Origin of the sequence: Helicobacter bilis (genome assembly GCF_900198365.1) — a bacterium.
GTDB classification, from domain to species: Bacteria; Campylobacterota; Campylobacteria; order Campylobacterales; family Helicobacteraceae; genus Helicobacter_A; species Helicobacter_A bilis_B.
This window is the reverse complement of record NZ_FZMS01000009.1, coordinates 39,587-58,988: the sequence shown is the minus strand read 5'-3', so window position 1 is coordinate 58,988 and position 19,402 is coordinate 39,587. Positions and strand designations below refer to the sequence as shown.

Annotated in this window: 18 protein-coding genes and 1 pseudogene; 12 read left to right on the top strand and 7 right to left on the bottom strand. The window is 35.1% G+C overall.

Features of this window, described 5'->3' with window-relative positions; genetic code table 11:
* Positions 1-346: 346 nt before the first annotated feature.
* Positions 347-1,639 carry a M16 family metallopeptidase gene (locus C6H08_RS01650; protein WP_034579396.1) on the bottom strand — a complete coding sequence of 431 codons (1,293 nt, stop codon included), beginning with the start codon at positions 1,637-1,639 and terminating at the stop codon, positions 347-349.
* 253 nt (positions 1,640-1,892) lie between these two features.
* The gene (locus C6H08_RS01645; RefSeq protein WP_034565940.1) at positions 1,893-2,429 is read right to left on the bottom strand and encodes a 50S ribosomal protein L25/general stress protein Ctc; all 537 of its coding nucleotides are present in this window, start codon (positions 2,427-2,429) and stop codon (positions 1,893-1,895) included.
* Positions 2,430-2,648: 219 nt separating this feature from the next.
* Here C6H08_RS01645 and C6H08_RS01640 point away from each other — a divergent pair, with 219 nt between their 5' ends.
* The 4 genes from C6H08_RS01640 (at position 2,649) to C6H08_RS01625 (ending at position 7,116) form a co-directional block, all read left to right on the top strand.
* The gene (locus C6H08_RS01640) at positions 2,649-3,401 is read left to right on the top strand and encodes a HugZ family heme oxygenase (protein ID WP_034579398.1); all 753 of its coding nucleotides are present in this window, start codon (positions 2,649-2,651) and stop codon (positions 3,399-3,401) included.
* 525 nt (positions 3,402-3,926) lie between these two features.
* Positions 3,927-4,268 carry a DUF485 domain-containing protein gene (locus tag C6H08_RS01635; protein ID WP_034579401.1) on the top strand — a complete coding sequence of 114 codons (342 nt, stop codon included), beginning with the start codon at positions 3,927-3,929 and terminating at the stop codon, positions 4,266-4,268.
* 505 nt (positions 4,269-4,773) lie between these two features.
* Complete coding sequence (locus tag C6H08_RS01630) at positions 4,774-6,384, top strand: cation acetate symporter (RefSeq protein ID WP_104686083.1); 1,611 nt, start codon at positions 4,774-4,776, stop codon at positions 6,382-6,384.
* A 180-nt stretch (positions 6,385-6,564) separates the two neighbouring features.
* On the top strand, positions 6,565-7,116 hold the full coding sequence (locus tag C6H08_RS01625) for a flavin reductase family protein (protein ID WP_034579406.1): 552 nt from the start codon (positions 6,565-6,567) through the stop codon (positions 7,114-7,116).
* A 283-nt stretch (positions 7,117-7,399) separates the two neighbouring features.
* Here C6H08_RS01625 and C6H08_RS01620 read toward each other — a convergent pair whose 3' ends face one another.
* Both C6H08_RS01620 and C6H08_RS01615 read right to left on the bottom strand, forming a co-directional pair.
* A complete protein-coding gene (locus C6H08_RS01620; protein ID WP_233708430.1) occupies positions 7,400-7,816 on the bottom strand; it encodes a laccase domain-containing protein in 417 nt (138 codons plus the stop codon).
* 17 nt (positions 7,817-7,833) lie between these two features.
* Complete coding sequence (locus tag C6H08_RS01615) at positions 7,834-8,679, bottom strand: DUF815 domain-containing protein (RefSeq protein WP_034579409.1); 846 nt, start codon at positions 8,677-8,679, stop codon at positions 7,834-7,836.
* A gap of 398 nt (positions 8,680-9,077) precedes the next feature.
* On the opposite strand from C6H08_RS01615, the gene C6H08_RS01610 reads away from it, so the two are divergent.
* The 7 genes and pseudogenes from C6H08_RS01610 to C6H08_RS01585 all read left to right on the top strand — a co-directional run bounded on the left by C6H08_RS01610 (position 9,078) and on the right by C6H08_RS01585 (position 14,947).
* Entirely contained in the window at positions 9,078-9,593 is a 516-nt protein-coding gene (locus tag C6H08_RS01610; protein ID WP_104686079.1) for a S6 family peptidase, read from the top strand.
* A gap of 52 nt (positions 9,594-9,645) precedes the next feature.
* Positions 9,646-9,936, top strand: a pseudogene (locus tag C6H08_RS12620) (hypothetical protein); the annotation flags it as partial.
* Positions 9,937-9,954: 18 nt separating this feature from the next.
* The gene (locus C6H08_RS01605) at positions 9,955-10,371 is read left to right on the top strand and encodes a hypothetical protein (RefSeq protein ID WP_034579415.1); all 417 of its coding nucleotides are present in this window, start codon (positions 9,955-9,957) and stop codon (positions 10,369-10,371) included.
* A complete protein-coding gene (locus tag C6H08_RS01600) occupies positions 10,335-11,522 on the top strand; it encodes a S6 family peptidase (RefSeq protein WP_034579418.1) in 1,188 nt (395 codons plus the stop codon). Before C6H08_RS01605 ends, C6H08_RS01600 begins: the two co-directional genes overlap by 37 nt.
* Before the next feature lie 350 nt (positions 11,523-11,872).
* Positions 11,873-13,096 (top strand): hypothetical protein, encoded by a 1,224-nt coding sequence (locus C6H08_RS01595; protein ID WP_034579421.1) that lies wholly within the window; start codon positions 11,873-11,875, stop codon positions 13,094-13,096.
* A gap of 71 nt (positions 13,097-13,167) precedes the next feature.
* Positions 13,168-14,214: a hypothetical protein gene (locus C6H08_RS01590; RefSeq protein WP_138196146.1), complete on the top strand. Its 1,047-nt coding sequence runs from the start codon at positions 13,168-13,170 to the stop codon at positions 14,212-14,214.
* Positions 14,215-14,299: 85 nt separating this feature from the next.
* Positions 14,300-14,947 carry a polyphenol oxidase family protein gene (locus C6H08_RS01585; RefSeq protein ID WP_233708429.1) on the top strand — a complete coding sequence of 216 codons (648 nt, stop codon included), beginning with the start codon at positions 14,300-14,302 and terminating at the stop codon, positions 14,945-14,947.
* Positions 14,948-14,985: 38 nt separating this feature from the next.
* Here C6H08_RS01585 and C6H08_RS01580 read toward each other — a convergent pair whose 3' ends face one another.
* Genes C6H08_RS01580 through C6H08_RS01575 form a run of 3 tightly spaced genes read right to left on the bottom strand, consistent with a single transcriptional unit; the run spans position 14,986 to position 17,847 of the window.
* Entirely contained in the window at positions 14,986-15,681 is a 696-nt protein-coding gene (locus C6H08_RS01580) for a class I SAM-dependent methyltransferase (protein ID WP_104686078.1), read from the bottom strand.
* A 2-nt stretch (positions 15,682-15,683) separates the two neighbouring features.
* Positions 15,684-15,818: a hypothetical protein gene (locus tag C6H08_RS12235; RefSeq protein WP_267892852.1), complete on the bottom strand. Its 135-nt coding sequence runs from the start codon at positions 15,816-15,818 to the stop codon at positions 15,684-15,686.
* A complete protein-coding gene (locus C6H08_RS01575) occupies positions 15,811-17,847 on the bottom strand; it encodes an HAD family hydrolase (protein ID WP_104686077.1) in 2,037 nt (678 codons plus the stop codon). Before C6H08_RS01575 ends, C6H08_RS12235 begins: the two co-directional genes overlap by 8 nt.
* Positions 17,848-18,181: 334 nt before the next feature.
* On the opposite strand from C6H08_RS01575, the gene C6H08_RS01570 reads away from it, so the two are divergent.
* Complete coding sequence (locus tag C6H08_RS01570; RefSeq protein WP_034580113.1) at positions 18,182-19,393, top strand: ABC transporter permease; 1,212 nt, start codon at positions 18,182-18,184, stop codon at positions 19,391-19,393.
* The last annotated feature ends 9 nt before the right edge of the window (positions 19,394-19,402 follow it).

The window sequence follows — 19,402 nt, the reverse complement described above, 5'->3', positions numbered from 1 at the left end:
TCATATCATCGCATTTTGTAATTTTAGATTTTATGTGTTGTGTAAAATATACACAATATTATGCTTTTAATATAATCAGGTAAAATTAGTATTTAATGTATTGCCTAACTTCAGTTTATTGTTTTATGATTTTGGTATTTTTAATGATTTAATCTTATTGTAAATACATGAAATCTATCTGGTTTCTATAAATCACGCAAAACGGCGTAACGACAGATACGTAACCTTGCAAGGATTCTATCCAAATAAAAGTGGCATTAATAAACCCCATACACACTCTACAATGCATATAAATTACCTATGGATTGGGTAAGAATTCTACTATTCACAACAGAGTAATTTTATCCTATTTTGTAATCACGGCAAAGCTTAGATTTGCAATCTCTGCATGTGTGCGGATAAATTCATTCAGAGTCTCTAAATCAAGCGAAGCAATTTTCTGTAAAAATTCTTCTCTATAATCTAGGGGCAAACCATTATAATAATTCATAAATTTTGCATTTAGTCTCTGCCCTAGCGTTTCTTCCTGCAATGGTTTATTGCCGAGTATAAACTGCTTTGCAGAATCTAACTCTTTTTGGGTAACCCCTTTTGCGACAAAATCTTTTAGGATTTGCTGTGTTAGAGCAATCGCTTCATCTTGTTTATCAAGTGCTGTTTGCATATAACCTGCAAAATAAGTGCTAGTTCGCGTAATGTTTGGACGCATGTAAGCAGAATATGCAAGTCCTCTTTTTACCCTGATTTCTTCCATTAAACGACTGCCAAAGCCAGAACTTCCCAGTATAAATCCAGCGACTTGTGCCTTATAACCATCATCTTTTATGCTTTGGATATTTAGAGGGCTTGCGAAGTAAATATAGGCTTGTTGTGTGTCTTTTTTGGCGGTTTTCATAGCGATAGTTTTAATTTTATATTGCGGTATGCTAACCTTTTTTCCTTGCGGTAAATGTGAGAACACTTTTTGAAGTTTTGCAAGGCTATTTTTTATGTCTAAATCACCACCGATAACAATCACCATATTTTCAAGTGTGAGCGTTTTATCAAGGTAGTTTCTAATATCGCTTAGACTTACAGAATCTATTTCTTGTGTTGTGTTACCAAGGGCTGGATAGGCTAAAGGCGTCTTTGCAAAAATACCTTTTTGAAGCAACAAAGTAGCCTGATAGTCAAAATCACTACTTTTACTCATAAGGGCTGCGTGAAGCTTTGTTTGCACATCTTGTAATGTGCTTTTTGTTAAGTTTGGATCTTTTATAAGACTTTCTAATTGTGTATAGGCAAAGTCTTCATATTCTTTTAAAAAATCAAGCGTAAAAGTCAAAGTTGCTTGACCTACACCAATGTCTAAATCAAGAGCCTTGCTTTCAAGCAGTTCCGCAAATTTCACATTGCCAAGCGTTTTTGTGCCACGATTTAACACAGCACTTGCTACTCTTGCTAAAGGCTTTTTTGGTGGATTAAACATATTTCCACCACCAATGAAAATCACTTCTACATGTCCGGTTGGTATAACACTTGATTGTTCGCTAATGACTGGAATCTTGATATTATTGATTGTGAGATGAGAAAGTGTGTTTGCCTGCATTATTTGTGCTCCTAGAATAAGAAAAAATAACATTACAATGTTTTTTATCATGCTAAAACCTTGCATATTGGATCTTGTTTTAAAAATACTAGAGATTATACACAAACTTTGTCAAATCTTAATATTATAAAGACATACAAGATTGCGTTTTAGATTCTAAAGCGATGACTAACAAACAAGTTAAAAAGAGATATAGCTGTGCTTGCACTTGCTTACAGGTTGTAATCACATAAATGCAAACTACAATAGTAAAGAGAGGGCCTTACTATATGTAAGGTAAGAACGTATATTAGATAAGATTCTATTACTTAGCTTTAATTACACCAACAATAGCAACTGATGGCTTCTCAATCACGCTAACACCAGCAATCTCTGGTAAATCACGCACAAGGATCGCATGTCCAACATCAAGACTGCCTACATCAAGTGTATAATCATTTGGTAAAACCGCCGCATCACATTTTACCGCTACTCTTTTTCGTGAGAATACAAGCACACCTTTATTTTTCAAGCCAATAGGTGAGCCTGTAACTTTCACTGGCACTTTATATTTTGCCACACAACCCTTTGTTGCAAACATCATATCCACATGTAAAATATCACTTGTTACTGGGTCTTTTTGATATTCTTGCACAACAACATCATATACATTTCCATCGATTTTAACAGGAAAAATAAGTGTTTGTTTTGCGCGCATATACTTAATAAAGTCGTTTCGCTTAAACGCACAATGTATATTTTCCTTGCCTTTACCATAGATATTAGCAACTAGATAACCATCTCGCTTCAATGCTTTCGCATTTGTTTTGCCAATACTATCTCTAAGTTTGCCTTCTAACATAAATGTCCTTTTTGATAAAATAAAAGCTGACATTCTAGCATTTAATGCTAAATTTGTAAAGCATAACACCATAAAATATAGCAAAATCTTAGAATCTGTTGAGCTAATATGCAACATTACACAGCTATAGATTTTTTATGCAATACAAAATAAAAATATTTATTATTTTTATTTATTCTTGTGTTACTATGTAAATATTTTAAATTTTAGGAGATTTACATGAGTGTTACAAGTATTATAGAGCATATGAATAATCATCATTCAGCGGAGTTGCAGGGCTTAGTAAAGCTTTATGGTGGCTTTGAGGTAAAGGTGGCAACACTAAGCGGGGTGAATGAAGATGGCATGAAAATACAAGCAGATGGCAAAGAAGTCTTTGCACCATTTCCTGCGAAAACTGAAGAGAAAGACTATAAAGATGCTATCATCAAACTTTGCATGGCAATCAGCAAAAAAGACGATCAGGTTGCTGATGAGATAGAATCTTTTAAAGAAGAGTTTAATACGATTTTACTCACTTCACTATCAAAGGATAATAAACCGCATATTAGCTACTCGCCGCTACTAAGATATGATGGAGAGTATTATTTATATGTGAGTGAAGTCGCAGCACATTGTCAAAATTTACGCACAAATCCTAATGCAGTCCAAGTTATGTTTATAGAAGATGAGAGTAAAACAAAAAGCATTTTAGCAAGAAAGCGTTTGACTTATGATGTAAGCGTAGAGTTTATGCCTAGAGATAGCCTATTTGACAAAGTGTATGATAGCTTTGAATCTCGAGTAGGAAAAGGTGGTGGTGTAGCCCAAGTTCGTGCTATGCAAGATTTTCATTTAGTAAAAATCTCTTTTAAAGAAGGTCGCTTTGTAAAAGGCTTTGGTCAAGCATATAATATTGATTCTCATGGCAAGATAGGACATATCGGTGGTAATGGCGGTATGCCACATGCAATGCCGCATAAGCATAAGTAAGGCTAACTTTTTAAACACTTGCTTTAAATGAAGTTATGTAGGATATTAGACACAATATCTTATTAACTCATATTTTCTCTCAAAAGATTCTATATGATTGTTATAGAATCTTTAAATGCTTTATTTATTCTAGATTTTAGTATAAAGTCATATTTCACTTATTTTATCTTTATTAACACTTGTTTATAACTTTAAGTTTATATGTGATACACAAACGCAAAAAATCTTTTAACATTGTAAAAAAGTTACATTTTTAGCTATGTCTCCCATATCTCTTGTTTTTTGCAAAAAAATAGCTGTTTTTAGATAGTTCTTTGCAATATTATGTGTTAAAAAGTAACATAATTTTATGATTTAGGGCATCGCAGAATCCTTTTATTGCAAAATATAATTCCGTGTTTATTATAAAAAAAGTAATGTAGCAATTATTTTTGTAATTTTTTTTGCTTTTTATGTTACATTATAAATACATTTACTTACATATCTAGTTGTGAAAGTAAATATTCTGTGATATAAGGAGTTAGCATGGGTAAGGCAGTCGCTTCAAAAGAGGAAGTGGGAGCGAGATTCTATAAATTTGTGTCATTTCGCAATAAGTTTTCGCTCTATCTTTCTTTGATTATTCTTGTTTGTTATTACGCATTTATTGCTAGTGTTGGATTTTTCCCAGAAATTCTTGGATATAGGTTAGGTCCTAGTGCGATTAGTTTAGGCATTATTTTAGGTGTGTTTATTATTGTGCTATCGATTGTAAGCACAGGGGTTTATACGCTATTTGCGAATAAATATTTTGATAAAGAGCAAGCTGAGGTGCTAGAAGAGATGGATCGTGTAGGTTTGGTTAAAGAAATGCAAAATGAGAAATAGTTGTGTTATGGAGTTTAGATTTTGTGCTTTAGATTCTAGTATCTAGAGATTAATTGCAAGATAGATTCTAGATTCTCGCCTTTATGGGTGGGTGCAGGGTTAAGGTGCATTTTACAAGGGTTTAGATTCTATAACAAATTGTCATATTGAGCGTAGCGAAATATCTAGCATAGAATCTAAAAGAGATTTTTCGTGCTTACGCACTCAAAATGACAGAAATCTAGATTCTAGTAATTGTTATGTTGAATGCAGTGAAATATTTAAAAACTTAAGAATTTAATAAAGATATTTCGCCTATCTAAATATGATAAAAGCACAAAGCAAGAAACAAAAACTAGATTCTATAAATCTTAGATTCTAAGTTCCAATACAGAATCTAATCGCAATAAAAGCGATGAAAGACACACAGAATCTAGCTATATAAAGCAAAGCAGCTTTTAATAAGGAGAAAGTTATGAGAAAAAAAGGCATTTTATTTGGAATCATATTTAGCTATGGTTTGTTTATGCAATGTTTAGCAGCAGGTATTGATGTGGGCAATGTAGAAAAAGCCCCAATAAACTACATTGCTATAAGCATGTTTATAGCGTTTGTAATAGCAACGCTTGGCATTACTTATTATTCAAGCAAAAAATCACAATCAGCACAATCTTTTTATACTGCTGGTGGTAATATCACCGGTATGCAAAATGGCATTGCAATCGCTGGTGATTATATGAGTGCAGCAAGCTTTTTAGGTATTGTTGGACTTGTGTTTGTGAATGGCTTTGATGGATTGATTTATTCTATTGGATTCTTAGTTGGTTGGCCTATTGTGTTATTTTTAATCGCTGAAAAGTTTAGAAATCTTGGTAAATACACTTTCGCAGATATTATCGCCTATCGTTTGGAATCTAAAAAAGTGAGAACAATCTCTGCAATCTCTGCTTTAAGCGTTATCGTATTCTACTTAATCGCTCAAATGGTAGGGGCTGGTGGGCTTATACAAGTGCTTTTTGGTCTGCCTTATAGCACAGCTGTAATATTAGTTGGAATCTTAATGATATGCTATGTTACCTTTGGGGGAATGCACGCTACAACATGGGTGCAAATCATTAAAGCATGTTTGTTACTTGGTGGTGCAAGTTTTATGGCTATTATGGTTTTGTATCTTACTGGCTTTAACTTGCAGCATTATTTTGAAATGGCAATACAAAATCATGCAAAAGGTGAAGCCATAATGTCGCCCGGGACATTTCTGCCCGATCCAGTATCTGCTATCTCTCTTGGTTTAGCATTAATGTTTGGGACTGCCGGATTACCACATATTCTTATGCGGTTTTTCACGGTTAAAGACGCGAAAGAAGCAAGAAAGTCAGTCTTCTTTGCTACCGGACTTATAGGCTATTTTTATATACTCACCTTTATCATTGGGTTTGGGGCTATTGCCTTATTGATAGGGAATCCAGAGTTTATCGTCGATGGTAAATTCAGTGTTGCACCAAACATGGAGGCTGTCGCATTGTCTAAAGTGCTAGGTGGAAATGTGCTTTATGGCTTCATTTCAGCGGTGGCATTTGCTACGATTCTAGCAGTTGTAGCAGGACTTGCTATCTCTGGGGCAAGTGCGATTAGCCATGACTTATTTGTAAATGTTATAAAAGATGGTAAATGCGATCCAAAGCTTGAAATGCGCGTTACAAAAGCTTCGACTATTGGACTTGGCGTATTGGCTATATTGCTTGGGATTGTGTTTCAAGGGCAAAATGTAGCCTTTACAGTTGGACTTGCGTTTGCTATTGCTGCAAGTGTGAATTTTCCTATTATCTTGCTTTGCATTTATTGGAAAAATCTCACAACAAATGGTGTGCTTTATGGTGGTTTAATCGGGCTTTTATCAGTGTTATTACTCGTGCTATTTAGCCCTAGCGTATGGGTTGATGTCTTGCATTTTGAAGAGGCAATTTTCCCATATAAGCACCCTGCTATCTTTAGTATGCCTATCGCATTTTTATCAATCATTATTATCTCTAAGTTAGATTCTAGCGAGAGGTCAATCATTGATAAGCAAGGCTTTAAAGCACAAGACTTTAGAGCTCAAACTGGTATTGGCATAAGTGAAGCTGTTGCGCATTAGAATCTGTTAGTCTAAATTTTACAACATAAGATTCTAAACCAAACTTGCCTGTAAAGATTCTTTACTAACTAGCTATATTTCTATCTCAAAGAAGAGTTGAAAAATAGCTAGTTTTTTGCTACACTTGTGCGGAATTATCTCATAATCTACTTATCATAAACTCGCCATATAAGGATTATAATGTTGCTTGATATTTCCACCTCAACACCCCTTGCAAACTATAAGATTCTAAGCAATTCTATCACACCACGACCCATTGCATGGATAAGCACAAAGAGTAACGCCGATATAATAAACCTTGCACCATTTAGCTTTTTTGCACCACTTTGTGCTACACCTATGATATTTGGCATTAGTATTATGAATAAGAGTAATGACGATATGAAAGATACTTTGCTGAATGCAAAACTCACAAAAAAGGCGACAATATGCACGGTGCAACCAGACTTTTTAGAATCTATGCAGCAAACAAGCACAGAATTGCCTTATAATATAAGTGAGGCATCAACCTACAAGATTCCAATGATAGAGATTGCAAAAAACTATCCTCCATGTGTTGATGGTGTGAAGGTCGCATTTTTCTGTGATTTTAAGGATATTTTGCAGTTTAGCCAAACTTGTTCCACTTTGATTTTACAAGCACAAAAAGTTTTTATTCATGATGAATTATATAGCGAATCTCTAAACTTTTCTCTGCAAAATGTTGGTCGCTGCGGCAAGGGATTTATATAAAACTAATATATTAAAATATTGCTTGTTGCAAATAAATATGCCTTAACCCCTTGTGTCAATAATTGGTGTTATAATAATGTAATAATTAAGGTTGCAACCGACTACCAAGCCTCTGCAACAGCATCTATGGAATACAGCTTCAAAAATTTAACTCCGGCCTGAATGGAACTTCAAAGCTTGATAGCGTAAAGAAAAACATCTGATGTTTTTACCATCATTCCAAACAAATCAGTGTCATGTCTCACAATAATAAACAACTTTAGAATCTAAAAACTATAAATTGTCATATTGAGTGCGTAAGCACGAAATATCTTTTTTTTTTAGATTCTATATTAGATACCTTGCTTTGCTCAACATGATATTTTGTTACAGAATCTAATTTCTTGTTAAAATGCACCCCAAACCCTGCACCCACCCATAAAGGTGTAGAATCTAAAACACTTTTATTTTCTCGTATAGTAAAAATGGTATTAGAATGGATTTGATTAAGATATAAAAGTGTTTTATTTTCATAGTATTTTTGCATGATATATGCTTGATTTTTCTTTACAGATTCTAAGTTATCACCGACATGATAGGCGAGATTGAGATTATTATATGGGGCGTTACTTACGCCATGATAGCGATTTGTTAGCACAAAATGTAATCCTGTGTTGCAGAAAAGCTTACTATTTTGACTTGTAAAAAAATCTTTTTGCATACCTTCCCTTTATCTTATTAGCTATTCTTAGTCTTTATGAGATTTAGGATTCTAGCATGATTTAGGGCATAGTAGCTTTTTGCTGTGCGTGGATTTCTATTGCCAATTTTTGTAGCAAAGTTTAGAGAATCTTGCTTGATTTCGTGCATGATATATGCGAGTGTCTCTTTTGATAGGGCTTGATTGTCCTGCCTTATTAAATGCTCTAATATCTCTAAATACTCTTTTTGCCCATTGTCATAAAAGCCAATCTGCAATGGGAATCTATCGCTTAAAGCAAGAACTTCATGTATAGAATCTTGTGTATGCAGCATGTTTAAATCCGCCTTTTCTGGCATTAAATGCCGCAGATTTGAAGTAGCATATATGAGTATATTTTCTGCTTGTTGCTCCATAGAACCATCAAGTGTGCTTTTTAACCCATGATATGTGGAAGTATTTGCATTAAAAGTCAAGTCATCGCAAAATACAATGAATTTATATTCTCTAAGCAAACGCATACAATCAAATAAAAGCGGCAAAATCGCAATATCTTTACTCTCAATCTCAAGCACACGAAGATTTGGATATTTATTTGCGTATTCATAGCATACCGCTTTTACAATAGAGCTTTTACCACAGCCCCTTGCACCCCATAAAAGTGCATTTGCAGCAGGGCTATTTTCACAGAAATTTCTTGTATTATTTTCTAATAACTCATAATTTTCTCTCACGCCTATTAGCTTTTGTGCGTCTATCTTTGGCAATCTCTCTATCGCATGAAAATAGCAAAAACCATGTGAGTAGCGAAACACTGCGGCTTTATATGTATTCCAATCTATGTCTGTGCTAAATAGATTCAATAAGTCATTAAAACCAAGCATGCTATTCCTTTCGTATTAGTATAATCAAAATAATTGGTAATATACCTTACTCTATTAAACTTAAACATAAAAAGTTTTATGCTATGCAAAGTATGTTAATCTTTTACTTTGAAATCTAGAAACTTAGATCTTCGCTACCTTTTAAAGCAACTAACAAAAGAGTCTGTTTTGTCATATTTGGCATGGCGAAAAATTTTTGCTTGACTAAATTTCAAAACTTTTCGTCCTAAAATCTCAAAATAAAATAACAACCATTAACACAAAGTTTTATCGTAAAGTAGGGCATGATTCTGCATAAAATCGTTTTTTTTTTTTTGTTAAACAAACATGGCACAAAACATGCTATTATCGCATAATTTTCATATTTATTTAACCAAAATCATACCAAAAGGACACACATGTTGCAGAAGAAAAAGTGGATCGCAGTAGCCCTTGCTGGTTATTTAGGCGTGATGACTAGTCTAAAAGCACAAGATATTCGCAATGAGCATTTTTTCTATCGTGATTTTTTGGATTTTGGACAAAATAAAGGCGTATTCAGCGCAGGGGCACAAAATGTGATCCTACACTCAAGTAAAGCACCGGGTGTGTCCGTTGATTTCCAATCACCCATAATCGATCAATCCGCACGCAGTAATAATGGAAATTCTACTGCACTAGGGCGGAATTTTGCCATCACGGCTACACATGTGAAACAAATAACTGATCCAAATACACTAAATGGAGAGGGACAACTCAAATGGGGAAATAGCTACTATGGTAGACCTAAGGAATATAGCAATAATGGGCTTGATGTAAAATTCTTGCGTTTTAATAAGTATATTGTAGAGGGTGAAACTGAGTTGTTGATGCTAAACTGCCAGAAACAAGTGGAGGCAATAAGCTATCACCTGAACAAGAAAAAAAGAATCTAGAAACCTTAAAAAAGCATTAGAAGATTATCAAAATAGCGATGGCACATATTATATTTTTCAAGCAGGACAAGGGCGTTTAAGCCTTAGAGATGGTGCTCACCAAGATGGAGAAGGCTTTGATAAGGCTGGTATTTTCGGTGGCACAGGACTTCGTGGAGGGAGCTTTGGAGCAATAAAATTTGATGAGATTATTTACGCACAATCAAAGGTAACGGGTGCTTGGGGACTTAAAGCAGCACAACGCACGGATTTAACATGGTATAACGGCATAACCCCCGGTGATAGTGGTTCAGCATTTTATATTTATAATCAAAAAGAGAAAAAATGGCAAGTTTTTGGCGTCACTTCATCAGCGGACTTATTGGGTGCTGGATATGCTGGTGTGGCGATAGCGACTAAAGCAGATTTTGAGAAGTTTAAAAAGGAACATGAACAGGCTTTGGATTTAGGGGGGAATTCATGGACTTATGAAAGCAATGGCTTTCAAAATGGACGATGGACGGGCAAACAAAACGATAAAGACATAGTCTTTAGTTGTGGTGGGAATCTTACAGCAAAGGAAAATATACGACTGGCAGATAGCGGAAATATCGGCGGCTTTGTATTTAAAGCAAAAGAGGGGCAAGGCGAAACCATATATAAAGTTACAAGCGGCAGTGCTAACAGCAATAGTCAAGCCAATGGCGGTATATTTGGCTTTGATGGTGCGGGGCTTGATATTGACGAAAAGGTAAAGGTAGAGTGGGGCTGGGATTTATTAAAGATAAAACGGGCGTAAATGACGCCTTACATAAAGTCGGTAAAGGCACACTAGTCATAAAGACTGAATATAGCCCAAACTCCGTGACTGATGGTAAATACGGCTATTTACGCGTAGGTGAGGGGAAAGTCATTTTTGATACTGCTACTCGAGCTCTCAATGGTGTATATCTCACAAGTGGGCGTGGGACTTTAGAGTTAGTAAAGGGCAAAGCACAAGCCTTTGGAGCGGTGAAAGATAATTCACAGCTAGATTCTAGATTTAAACATCATTTTATACTAGCACAAGAGAATAAGGATAGTTTGGGAATCTACTTTGGCAATGGCGGTGGGAATTTGGACTTAAAGGGCAATAGCTTAACGCTTAATACCATATCAAGCAATGATTCTCGTGCAAATATCATTAATACCGATAAAACAGATACAAGCTATATGGTGATTGAAGGTAAGGGCTATGATGAGAGTAAAAACAAAACGCAAGACAAGGCTGATACCATTATCCACGCGAGTTTTGGACAAAGCACAGATTCTAAAAAAGATAATTCAAGTGAAAATAACAATATTGGCTTGATTTACAAAGGTGATGATAGCAAGAATATTGATGATAAAGACAAGGCTGCACTAATCTTTGATGGTAATGTCAATGTCAAAGGTTTAGAAGCAACAGATGGTAAAGTCGTTTTGCAAGGACATCCCACAACTCACGCCTACATTAGAGACGAACTGGTAACTGTCGGTAATCAAAAAAAGAGTCTTCTAGATCTCGTTAAGAACTCGGAAGGTGTTACCTTGCCCGACTGGATGGATCTAAGTCGCCCTAGCACATTAGAGCAGCCCGACTGGGATCATAGAGTGTTTAAAATCGGCACGATTGATTTGCAAAGCTCTCGGCTTGACATAGGGCGTGAGGCGACTTTGGAGGGTAAAATCAAGGCAGATTCTGGCTCGGCGATTAACTTTGGCGGGGATATAGAGCATTATATTGATAAGAAGGACGGGGAGAACACCACAGGCAATGGCTTTGAGTATCAACAGCAAGTAGAGAGCCAAAAACTAAAAGAAGAAACGCAGAAAATCGCAAATCAAACAATCCACTTTAAAGGCAGTATTGAAGCGGACGGCACGAAAATCAACTCAAGCATTTATGACTTAACGCCAAGCTTACTTTAAAAAATAATGCGAGTTTAAAAGCCGACTTTTTAACACTTGATAGGGAAACACATACAAGCGGTGCGATTCTAACAATAGATCAAAACAGCACCGCTGAAGTTAAGAATCTTATCTTTAAAGGCTTAAAAGGGAATGGCAACGACAATAATATTATTACTGGAAACAATGGCGGAACAAACGGCAATGGCAAACTAAGCGTTACAGAATCTCTAGGCTTTGAAGCTCTACATTTGATTTAAGCAGTTTAGATTCTATGGGATTTACTAAACCGCAAAACTATGATATTTTCGTAAAAGATAACTCAAAAAATCACAGGCACAAGCACAGCAATCACCGGCAATGTCGGCGTAATGAATGAATCTAGCCTAAGCCTAAAATCTATCACACTAAAAGATACGAAAAATGGCACGACTACAACAAAAGATATACAGAAATCTAGCCTTAAAAACTCTATCTTAGTAGAGGGTAAAAACTCAAAGCTTGAAGTAAGCGACAAAATCACTTCACAAAGCCAAGATAACACCCTAATCATTGTCAATGGATTCAAAGAAACAACAGGGGCTTGGACAAGAGGTAGAGTAGAGGGCGAGAGAAAAGAAGTTATACATGAAGCGACTTTAAAAACCACGCAAGGCATTGATCTAAACGGCACAAAAGCTTATGGACTAGAGACAAAATGCAGTGGAGATTCTAAAAGCGGTGTAGATTGCTTTGCTGATGAATCTATGAATGGTGAGATTAGCAATATCGTGCTAACAACTGGAGGCAAGATAGAATCTAATCTCAAAGCGACAAATTTACAACTCAATGTCAATGTAGATAAAGATTCTAGCTTTTTGGGTAGTGGCAAGAAGTTAGAATCTAATTCTTCAAGCGTGGCATTAAACTTTGAATTAGGCGGTAAAGAACAAGAGTTTAATATTGACGCCAAAGGAAAAAGCCATATCACGCTGACTGCCCACGCTAAAGAATCTCTCACAAAAGATTCTGAAGCTTTTGGCAAAGCTTTACAAGCTTCACAATATAAAGGGGCAATCACAGCAAGTGATGGCTCTAAAATAGATTCTAATCTTAGTAATATTACCGCTAATGTAGATCTAAAAGGTGGTGCTAGTCTCAATATCGCAGAGGGTGGAATCTTAACGCTTAAGGATACTTTTAACAGCATTAAACTTGATGGGGATAATACCGCCCTTAATGTTGGCACAATCATTGCGGATAGTTTAAATAGCATAACATTTGACATAAAAGACAAAACGCAATTTAACGTTACAAATTTTGTATTTAAGGGCGGAACACTTGGTAATGATAGATTCTACGGCGAAAATGTATGGCTACAAGATTCTGCAAATGTAACGCTTAAAGGCACAGAGGGAATAAAACATAATCTCTATATAGCTGATAACTCAACTTTTAAGACAGAAAATAGCAATGCTTTGAAAATTGATAAAGGTGGCGAAACTAAGATTCAAACAGAGATAGGCTCAAAGCTAGAGATTAAAAAGCTAAAAGCAGATAAGGGCAGTAATGTATATATTGCCCTTGATTTAGAAAAAGTAAATGAAAATCTTTAACAAAGCAAAGCAGCACACAAAGTCAGCAAAAGAACTTTGATATTGACGCAAAAAATGGTAGCAATGTCTATGTGAATGTTTGGGATATGAACCGCCAAGGCTTTGATACAAACACGAATAATGGCAATACGAGCTTAACAACTGATGATACTTCTAGAATCCACTTTGGAATCTTAAAGCACGATATGGCAAAGACAAATCATATAACTTCCCCTATCAATGCAAATCTCTCTATCTCGCAAAGCTTGACTTTAGAGAATGTGGGCAAACCTATCACAAATAGTAAGCCTATATCAAATATGGCAAGTAATAGTGCGAACTCAAGAGATATTACAAGCGAAAATGCTACAAACCCTACAAATCAAGCATATTCAGAATCTGATCCCGCACAACTAGCCGCACAAGCGGGGACAAATGATGATAGATTCCACGCTTTGAAGCTAGAGGGCAACACTATGGGTTCAAATGGAGTGGTGCAAAACACAGGGAAAAATCTTACTTTGGGTGATGGCACACGCATTGAAGTAAAACTAGATAGCAGTATCAAAGCTGAATCTAGCAACGGTGGCAGTGGCAAACCCGGAGATTTTGAACTCAATAAATACTACACACTTATTTCTGCTGGAAGCATTACTGATAATCGCACGGATAAGAGAATCTACTTTACTTTTGCGGAGGGGAATCAGCCGCTGTATTGGGTAACGATTGTAGAAAATGGCGAAGTCAAAGTCAAATTTACCAAAGAAGATCCAAGTAGCTATAATGAGCTAAAAAACTATATTAATGATGATAAATTGCTAGAGATTGTCATACAGCATAATCCTAAAAATGATTTCGTGCAAATGGCAGGTATGGCAAATCAGCACCAAGAGTTAAATGGCTATCTTGCAGGTATAAATCAAAATATGAATAATATGGCTACAAATAATGGCTCTGCAATGAGTAATAAAGTCTTATATGCAAATAATGGAGCAATAAATACAAGGGTTATGCAGGTAAAAGTCATGCAGCCTACCTTTTCAAAATGTAAGCTAGTGATGAATACCGCACAAAACACACAGGCAAACGCAGAGGTAGCAAGTGATACAGAGATGAGTGCCTTTGATGAAAAAAGATAATATAGGGGGGGGGGTTATGTTAAAGGGGATTTTGGATATTAAAAAGTATTTATAGGTTTTTTAGAATCTAGTCGGCATAGCCTTAATGAAACTACAAAAAAAACATGAAAACACTTTGCTACTAAACCAATGCGATGAAATTCTCATAGGTGATGGTGATGAACTAATCTGTGATAACCCACGCGTTGCGCTTATGAGTATGGTAGCAGATTACAATCCGATTTTAGTCTATGCAAAATCACAGAATGTATTTGCAGTCTTGCATGCAGGTAGGCTTGGTGTGTGCTCTAAGATTCTCACACATGCACTTATGCTTTTTATGCGTGATTATGGGGTAAAGACACAGGATATTTGTATATTTATTGGTGCATCAATCCGCAAATGTTGCTATAAGATTGATAAAAATCTAGCATTAAAATTAATACAAGAGTTTGGGGAAAAATATGTGATATGTGAGAATAATTCCTATAAATTTGATATGATAGGACTTTTATGCGATGAGATAGAATCTTTTGATATTTCCTTATCGCAAGTAGAAATTTATCCAAACTGCTCTTGCTGTGATGAATCTTATTTTTCATATCGCAGGGAAAATGTAACAGGGCGTTTTGGACTTTTTGCAAGTCTTTGTGATCAGGGTGTTAAATGTGATTTTGTGTATTTGTGTATAAAATCGTTTTATTTCATGAAATATTTGACATATAAAGCTCATGTATTGATGCAGAGCTTTTAGTTGCACTAATATAATTTCTTGCTCTTGCTTTACTTTTATCACCCTTTTCTTTTATAGAACTTTTTCCATTCTCTTTTTATATAATGTTTTAGTTTTGATGTATTGTCTTTAGTATTATTATCTTCATATAGGTTTTTTATTATTGGGGCGTGTTCTTTCCAGCTTTGATATGATTTTTTATTTTTAAAAACAATCGCAGTGAGATTTGGTGTTAATATGAGATTTTCTAGCCCAAACTCATGTCTATATAATTTTGCCCATGGTAATTTCAGAGCTTGTGTTTCGAGACTTTCATTATGTGTAGGTTGTATGCAAAAGTCATGAAATCCAGCGTTATGTAAGAGAAAGCCTAGTGAATGTTCTGTATAGCTTATTGTATGTGTAAAATCATTGTAGCGAAAATATGTAGCAGTAGGTGCGAGTGCATTTGGCACTTGTATGACAAGCATACCATTGTCATGAAGCTGCTTAAAAATAAGTTGTAATAACTCAAGTTGCTTTTCTTTATTAATATGTTCTAATACATCAAATGCATAAACTGCATGATATGATGATGTATTGTTGGTTAAAAAAGTGGTAGCATCGCTTAAGAAAACATTTAATCCTTCCCTTTTCGCGATTTCATATTGACTTTTATCAATATCAATGCCAGTGAGATTTTTATAACCCCGCTCTTTTAAATGCAATAAAAATCTCCCCATGCCACAACCAATCTCAAGTATATTTGAATCCAATCCTATGGGGGGGGGGGGTAGATACCTTGCGTTTGAAAAAGCCAGCTTGCATAGTCTATATCATTTTGTCTTGATTCTGCTGTATCTGAGTGCCAATGGCTGTAATACCAAGAATAATCAAATATGTTATTATTCATGTGAAGTTCTCCCAATGCTAAATTTTATAGTGCTGTATCCAATGAGTTGTATAGAAGTATTGAAACAGGGTGGAAAACGGGGTAAAATATGAAGCTCAATATTCTTTATCCCACGCATTTTTACATTAATAAGATCAAATGCGGTAAGCATGATGGATTGTTTCTTTGTTATCCAATCTGTTTGCAACAATTGCTTTTTTGTCTTTTTATATGATGTGAGAAAATCTTTAAGCTTTATTTTTTGTGTAAAAAGCGGCGTGTAGTTGTCATGCGTATTATCACAACAATGATAGATAGAATCCATATTTTCAATATCTTCACTCGTTGGATTTTCATAGAAATAATCAAGATACGCCGTTACAAGTTGTGCAGAAAAATACACATTTGTATTGCCGAATATATTGCGAATATCTTGTGCAAACAAAACTGCATGTTCAGAAATATAGGGATATACACTCTGTCTTTTTAACTCATGTTTGTTTGGTTTGTCATCATAGATTGGTTGATAGTTAGAATCTATGCCTTTTATGGGTAGCTCTGGGCTTGTTAAAAGAAACTCTACAAAATCCCACTTTTGTGGATGATAGCTTGATAGATATTGTTGTGCGCTAAAGAATGAATGCGGTGGTAGTTTATTTCGTATATGTTCATATCCCCAATATAGCCAGTAGTTTGCGTATATATTCGGTGTATTTTCTTTGTTGCCATATAGAGTTTTAAGGGTTTGTTGCAATAGATTCTGTGCTGAAAACTCGATTGTTGCTGTATCAACCATACCGATGGTAATCTTTGTGTTTAAGTTTTTAGAATCTATACTCATAGTCTCTAATATCTTTTGTAAATAGTTTGCATAAAGCCCAAACTCTTCTTGTGCTGCATTTTCAAAGATTTGCTGATTGTTTTTTAGAATCTCCAACGCACTACTATGGACATTTTGCTGCTTGAGATTTTGAATATCCTTATATTTATTTGCGAGAAAATTGAGAATAGCCAAGGCTTTATTTTCATCATTTTTATGTTGCAAAGTATAGATTAGGTTAAAAAATCGTGGGGCATATACATATTTTGTTTGTATATCTGTTTGCATTATGTCAAATATTTTTTGTAGCGTATAGCCATCTCTAGCGATAAAAAGGATGTGTTTTATATCATGTTGCTTTGCTTTCATTGCAACAAACTGCATATAGGCATACCCTATTACCCCTGCATATTCATATCCTATATTTTCCCAATAATTTTCTTGTATGAGATTAAGGCATTTTTTCTGCCAATGCAACGCCTTTAGTCCTAATAAAATCGAAGCACCTAAATCTTTTGGAAAATGTGTATATAAGAGACTAGATCGCTTATCCTCATGTAAATATCTCTCCATTATCTTTTGATAGAAGAGAGTTTGGAAACCATGTTTTTGTGCTTGAATTATGTCCGAATGATAATTGTCGCCTATGTGTAGAATCTTGGATGGCTGCATGGATAAATCGCGTTTAATATAATCATAAAGTAAGCCACTTGTTTTTGTATATCCAATATCGCTTGACACATAGAGATGTGTATAATCTATGAAGCCATTTTTATGTAACAGCTTTGCAATAAATTGTTTTGGTAGATACATGTCGCTTGTTACAATAATTTGCATATCTAAAGATTTAACATACTGCCAAACCTCCAGCATTTCAGGATTTGGTTGCAATGTTTGTAATTCTAGCTCTAACTCTTTATCTTTTAAATCGTAAAATTTAGATTCTATGTTTTCATAAATTGAATCAAAAGTAATTTCGTTGTGTCCAGTCTGCTCTACATCATGACAATGGGGGGGGGGGGTAATAGCTAATGTATCGCGTGCATACGCCTCTGCACATATTCTAGCCACAGTAAAGTTTGGTCTATTATAAAGATATTCTAAATGGAGAAATAAATCTGTGGGTCGTATATATGGACGCAAAAGCAATGTATCAAAAATATCAAACGATATAATCTCTACATTTTCACACATAGCTTTAACTTGTTGAAGTAAAAAATGATAAGCCACTTAAAATCCTTAAATTTTTTGGCATTCTACTTTATGTTTGTAAATATACATATGCACGAGGGATTAAAATTGACATTATTTTTGTATCACAATGAATTTTTCTTATATTTTAATCTGGGTATGGATTTCATGTTGAATTTCAAAGCAAGATAATTTCCTTAAGTAAAAAGTTCGTGTAATTATTGTTGTAGTTTTTACATTTGAAGGGTGCTTATATTAAAAATAAACACGATGCAGTGATAAGCCATGTTTGCTAATGCTCATGTGCCACAAAATTTCCATAAATATCCTATAATTAAACTTGAAATATAGGATTAAAAAATATGAGGTATGTATGATTTGGAATGCGATATTGCTTGCTTTTCGGCAGATTTCACGCAATTATTTAAGGGCATTTTTGACAATGCTAGGGATTATTATTGGCGTTGGTTCTGTGATTGTTATGATTTCTTTAGGGAATGGCACGACAAAAAAGGTGCAAATGCAAATTGCAAGTATGGGTAGCAACTTGCTTGTTATTCACCCAGCTTTTAGGCTTAACACAGGTGGTGGCTCTCTTAGTAAGAAATTTACGCACAAAGAAGTTGAGATTCTAGAATCTAGACTGGCTTCATCGATAAAAAGTATCGCACCCATTGCAAGCACGAGTGCTATCGCACAATATAAAGGCTTAAATACTAGGACTACAATTAGCGGTGTAACAAATAGCTATTTTGAAGTAGCGGATTGGCAAATAGGGCTTGGTCGCCTTTTTAATACTGAAGATTCTAGCTCTAATGTGTGTATTTTGGGGCAGAGTGTGCATCTTGCTTTATTTAAAGATTCTAATCCGCTTGGGGAAAAGGTGCGTATTGGTAAAAGCATTTGTGAAGTAGTTGGTGTATTTAAGGCAAAAGGGCAAGGTGGTTTTGGCAACGATCAAGATGATTTTATCGCGCTGCCTTTTAAGACTTATTTGCGTGATATATCGGGTGCTACAAGTAATTATAATATCGATAGAATCATGGTTTCGATGAAAGATAATATAGATTCTAGCAGTCTTAGCGATGAGATTAGGCATATATTAAGAGAGCATAGAAATATTAAACAGGGGCAGATTGATACCTTTGATATTATGGATACAAAGCAATTTGAAGAGAATATGACGGCTACAATGCGTATTTTATCTATATTTTTGAGTTCTGCTGCGGGCATTAGCTTAATTGTAGGGGGCATTGGGATTATGAATATTATGCTTGTGTCAGTAACAGAGCGGACAAAAGAGATTGGCACTCGCCTTGCTATTGGGGCATTAGAGAGAGATGTGTTGTTGCAATTTCTTATAGAATCTGTTGTAGTCAGCGCACTTGGCGGTAGCATTGGAATCATTCTAGCCTTTTTTATCTCATGGGGTGTAGCAATAAAGATGGATATACCTTTTGTGTTTGATATGTGGGTGGCATTTGGTGCGTTTTTATTTTCTGCGATTATTGGTGTGATTTTTGGATATTTACCAGCAAAAAGGGCTTCAAAGCTTGATCCTATTGAAGCCTTGCGTTATGAGTAGTATTTTATT

What these genes read in the sequence shown, in the direction of transcription:
- C6H08_RS01650 (WP_034579396.1), bottom strand. Translation starts at nt 1,639, where the DNA reads ATGATAAAAAACATTGTAATGTTATTTTTTCTTATTCTAGGAGCACAA.
- C6H08_RS01645 (WP_034565940.1), bottom strand. Translation starts at nt 2,429, where the DNA reads ATGTTAGAAGGCAAACTTAGAGATAGTATTGGCAAAACAAATGCGAAA.
- C6H08_RS01640 (WP_034579398.1), top strand. Translation starts at nt 2,649, where the DNA reads ATGAGTGTTACAAGTATTATAGAGCATATGAATAATCATCATTCAGCG.
- C6H08_RS01635 (WP_034579401.1), top strand. Translation starts at nt 3,927, where the DNA reads ATGGGTAAGGCAGTCGCTTCAAAAGAGGAAGTGGGAGCGAGATTCTAT.
- C6H08_RS01630 (WP_104686083.1), top strand. Translation starts at nt 4,774, where the DNA reads ATGCAATGTTTAGCAGCAGGTATTGATGTGGGCAATGTAGAAAAAGCC.
- C6H08_RS01625 (WP_034579406.1), top strand. Translation starts at nt 6,565, where the DNA reads ATGTTGCTTGATATTTCCACCTCAACACCCCTTGCAAACTATAAGATT.
- C6H08_RS01620 (WP_233708430.1), bottom strand. Translation starts at nt 7,816, where the DNA reads ATGCAAAAAGATTTTTTTACAAGTCAAAATAGTAAGCTTTTCTGCAAC.
- C6H08_RS01615 (WP_034579409.1), bottom strand. Translation starts at nt 8,679, where the DNA reads ATGCTTGGTTTTAATGACTTATTGAATCTATTTAGCACAGACATAGAT.
- C6H08_RS01610 (WP_104686079.1), top strand. Translation starts at nt 9,078, where the DNA reads ATGTTGCAGAAGAAAAAGTGGATCGCAGTAGCCCTTGCTGGTTATTTA.
- C6H08_RS01595 (WP_034579421.1), top strand. Translation starts at nt 11,873, where the DNA reads ATGAATGAATCTAGCCTAAGCCTAAAATCTATCACACTAAAAGATACG.
- C6H08_RS01585 (WP_233708429.1), top strand. Translation starts at nt 14,300, where the DNA reads ATGAAACTACAAAAAAAACATGAAAACACTTTGCTACTAAACCAATGC.
- C6H08_RS12235 (WP_267892852.1), bottom strand. Translation starts at nt 15,818, where the DNA reads ATGAATAATAACATATTTGATTATTCTTGGTATTACAGCCATTGGCAC.
- C6H08_RS01570 (WP_034580113.1), top strand. Translation starts at nt 18,182, where the DNA reads ATGATTTGGAATGCGATATTGCTTGCTTTTCGGCAGATTTCACGCAAT.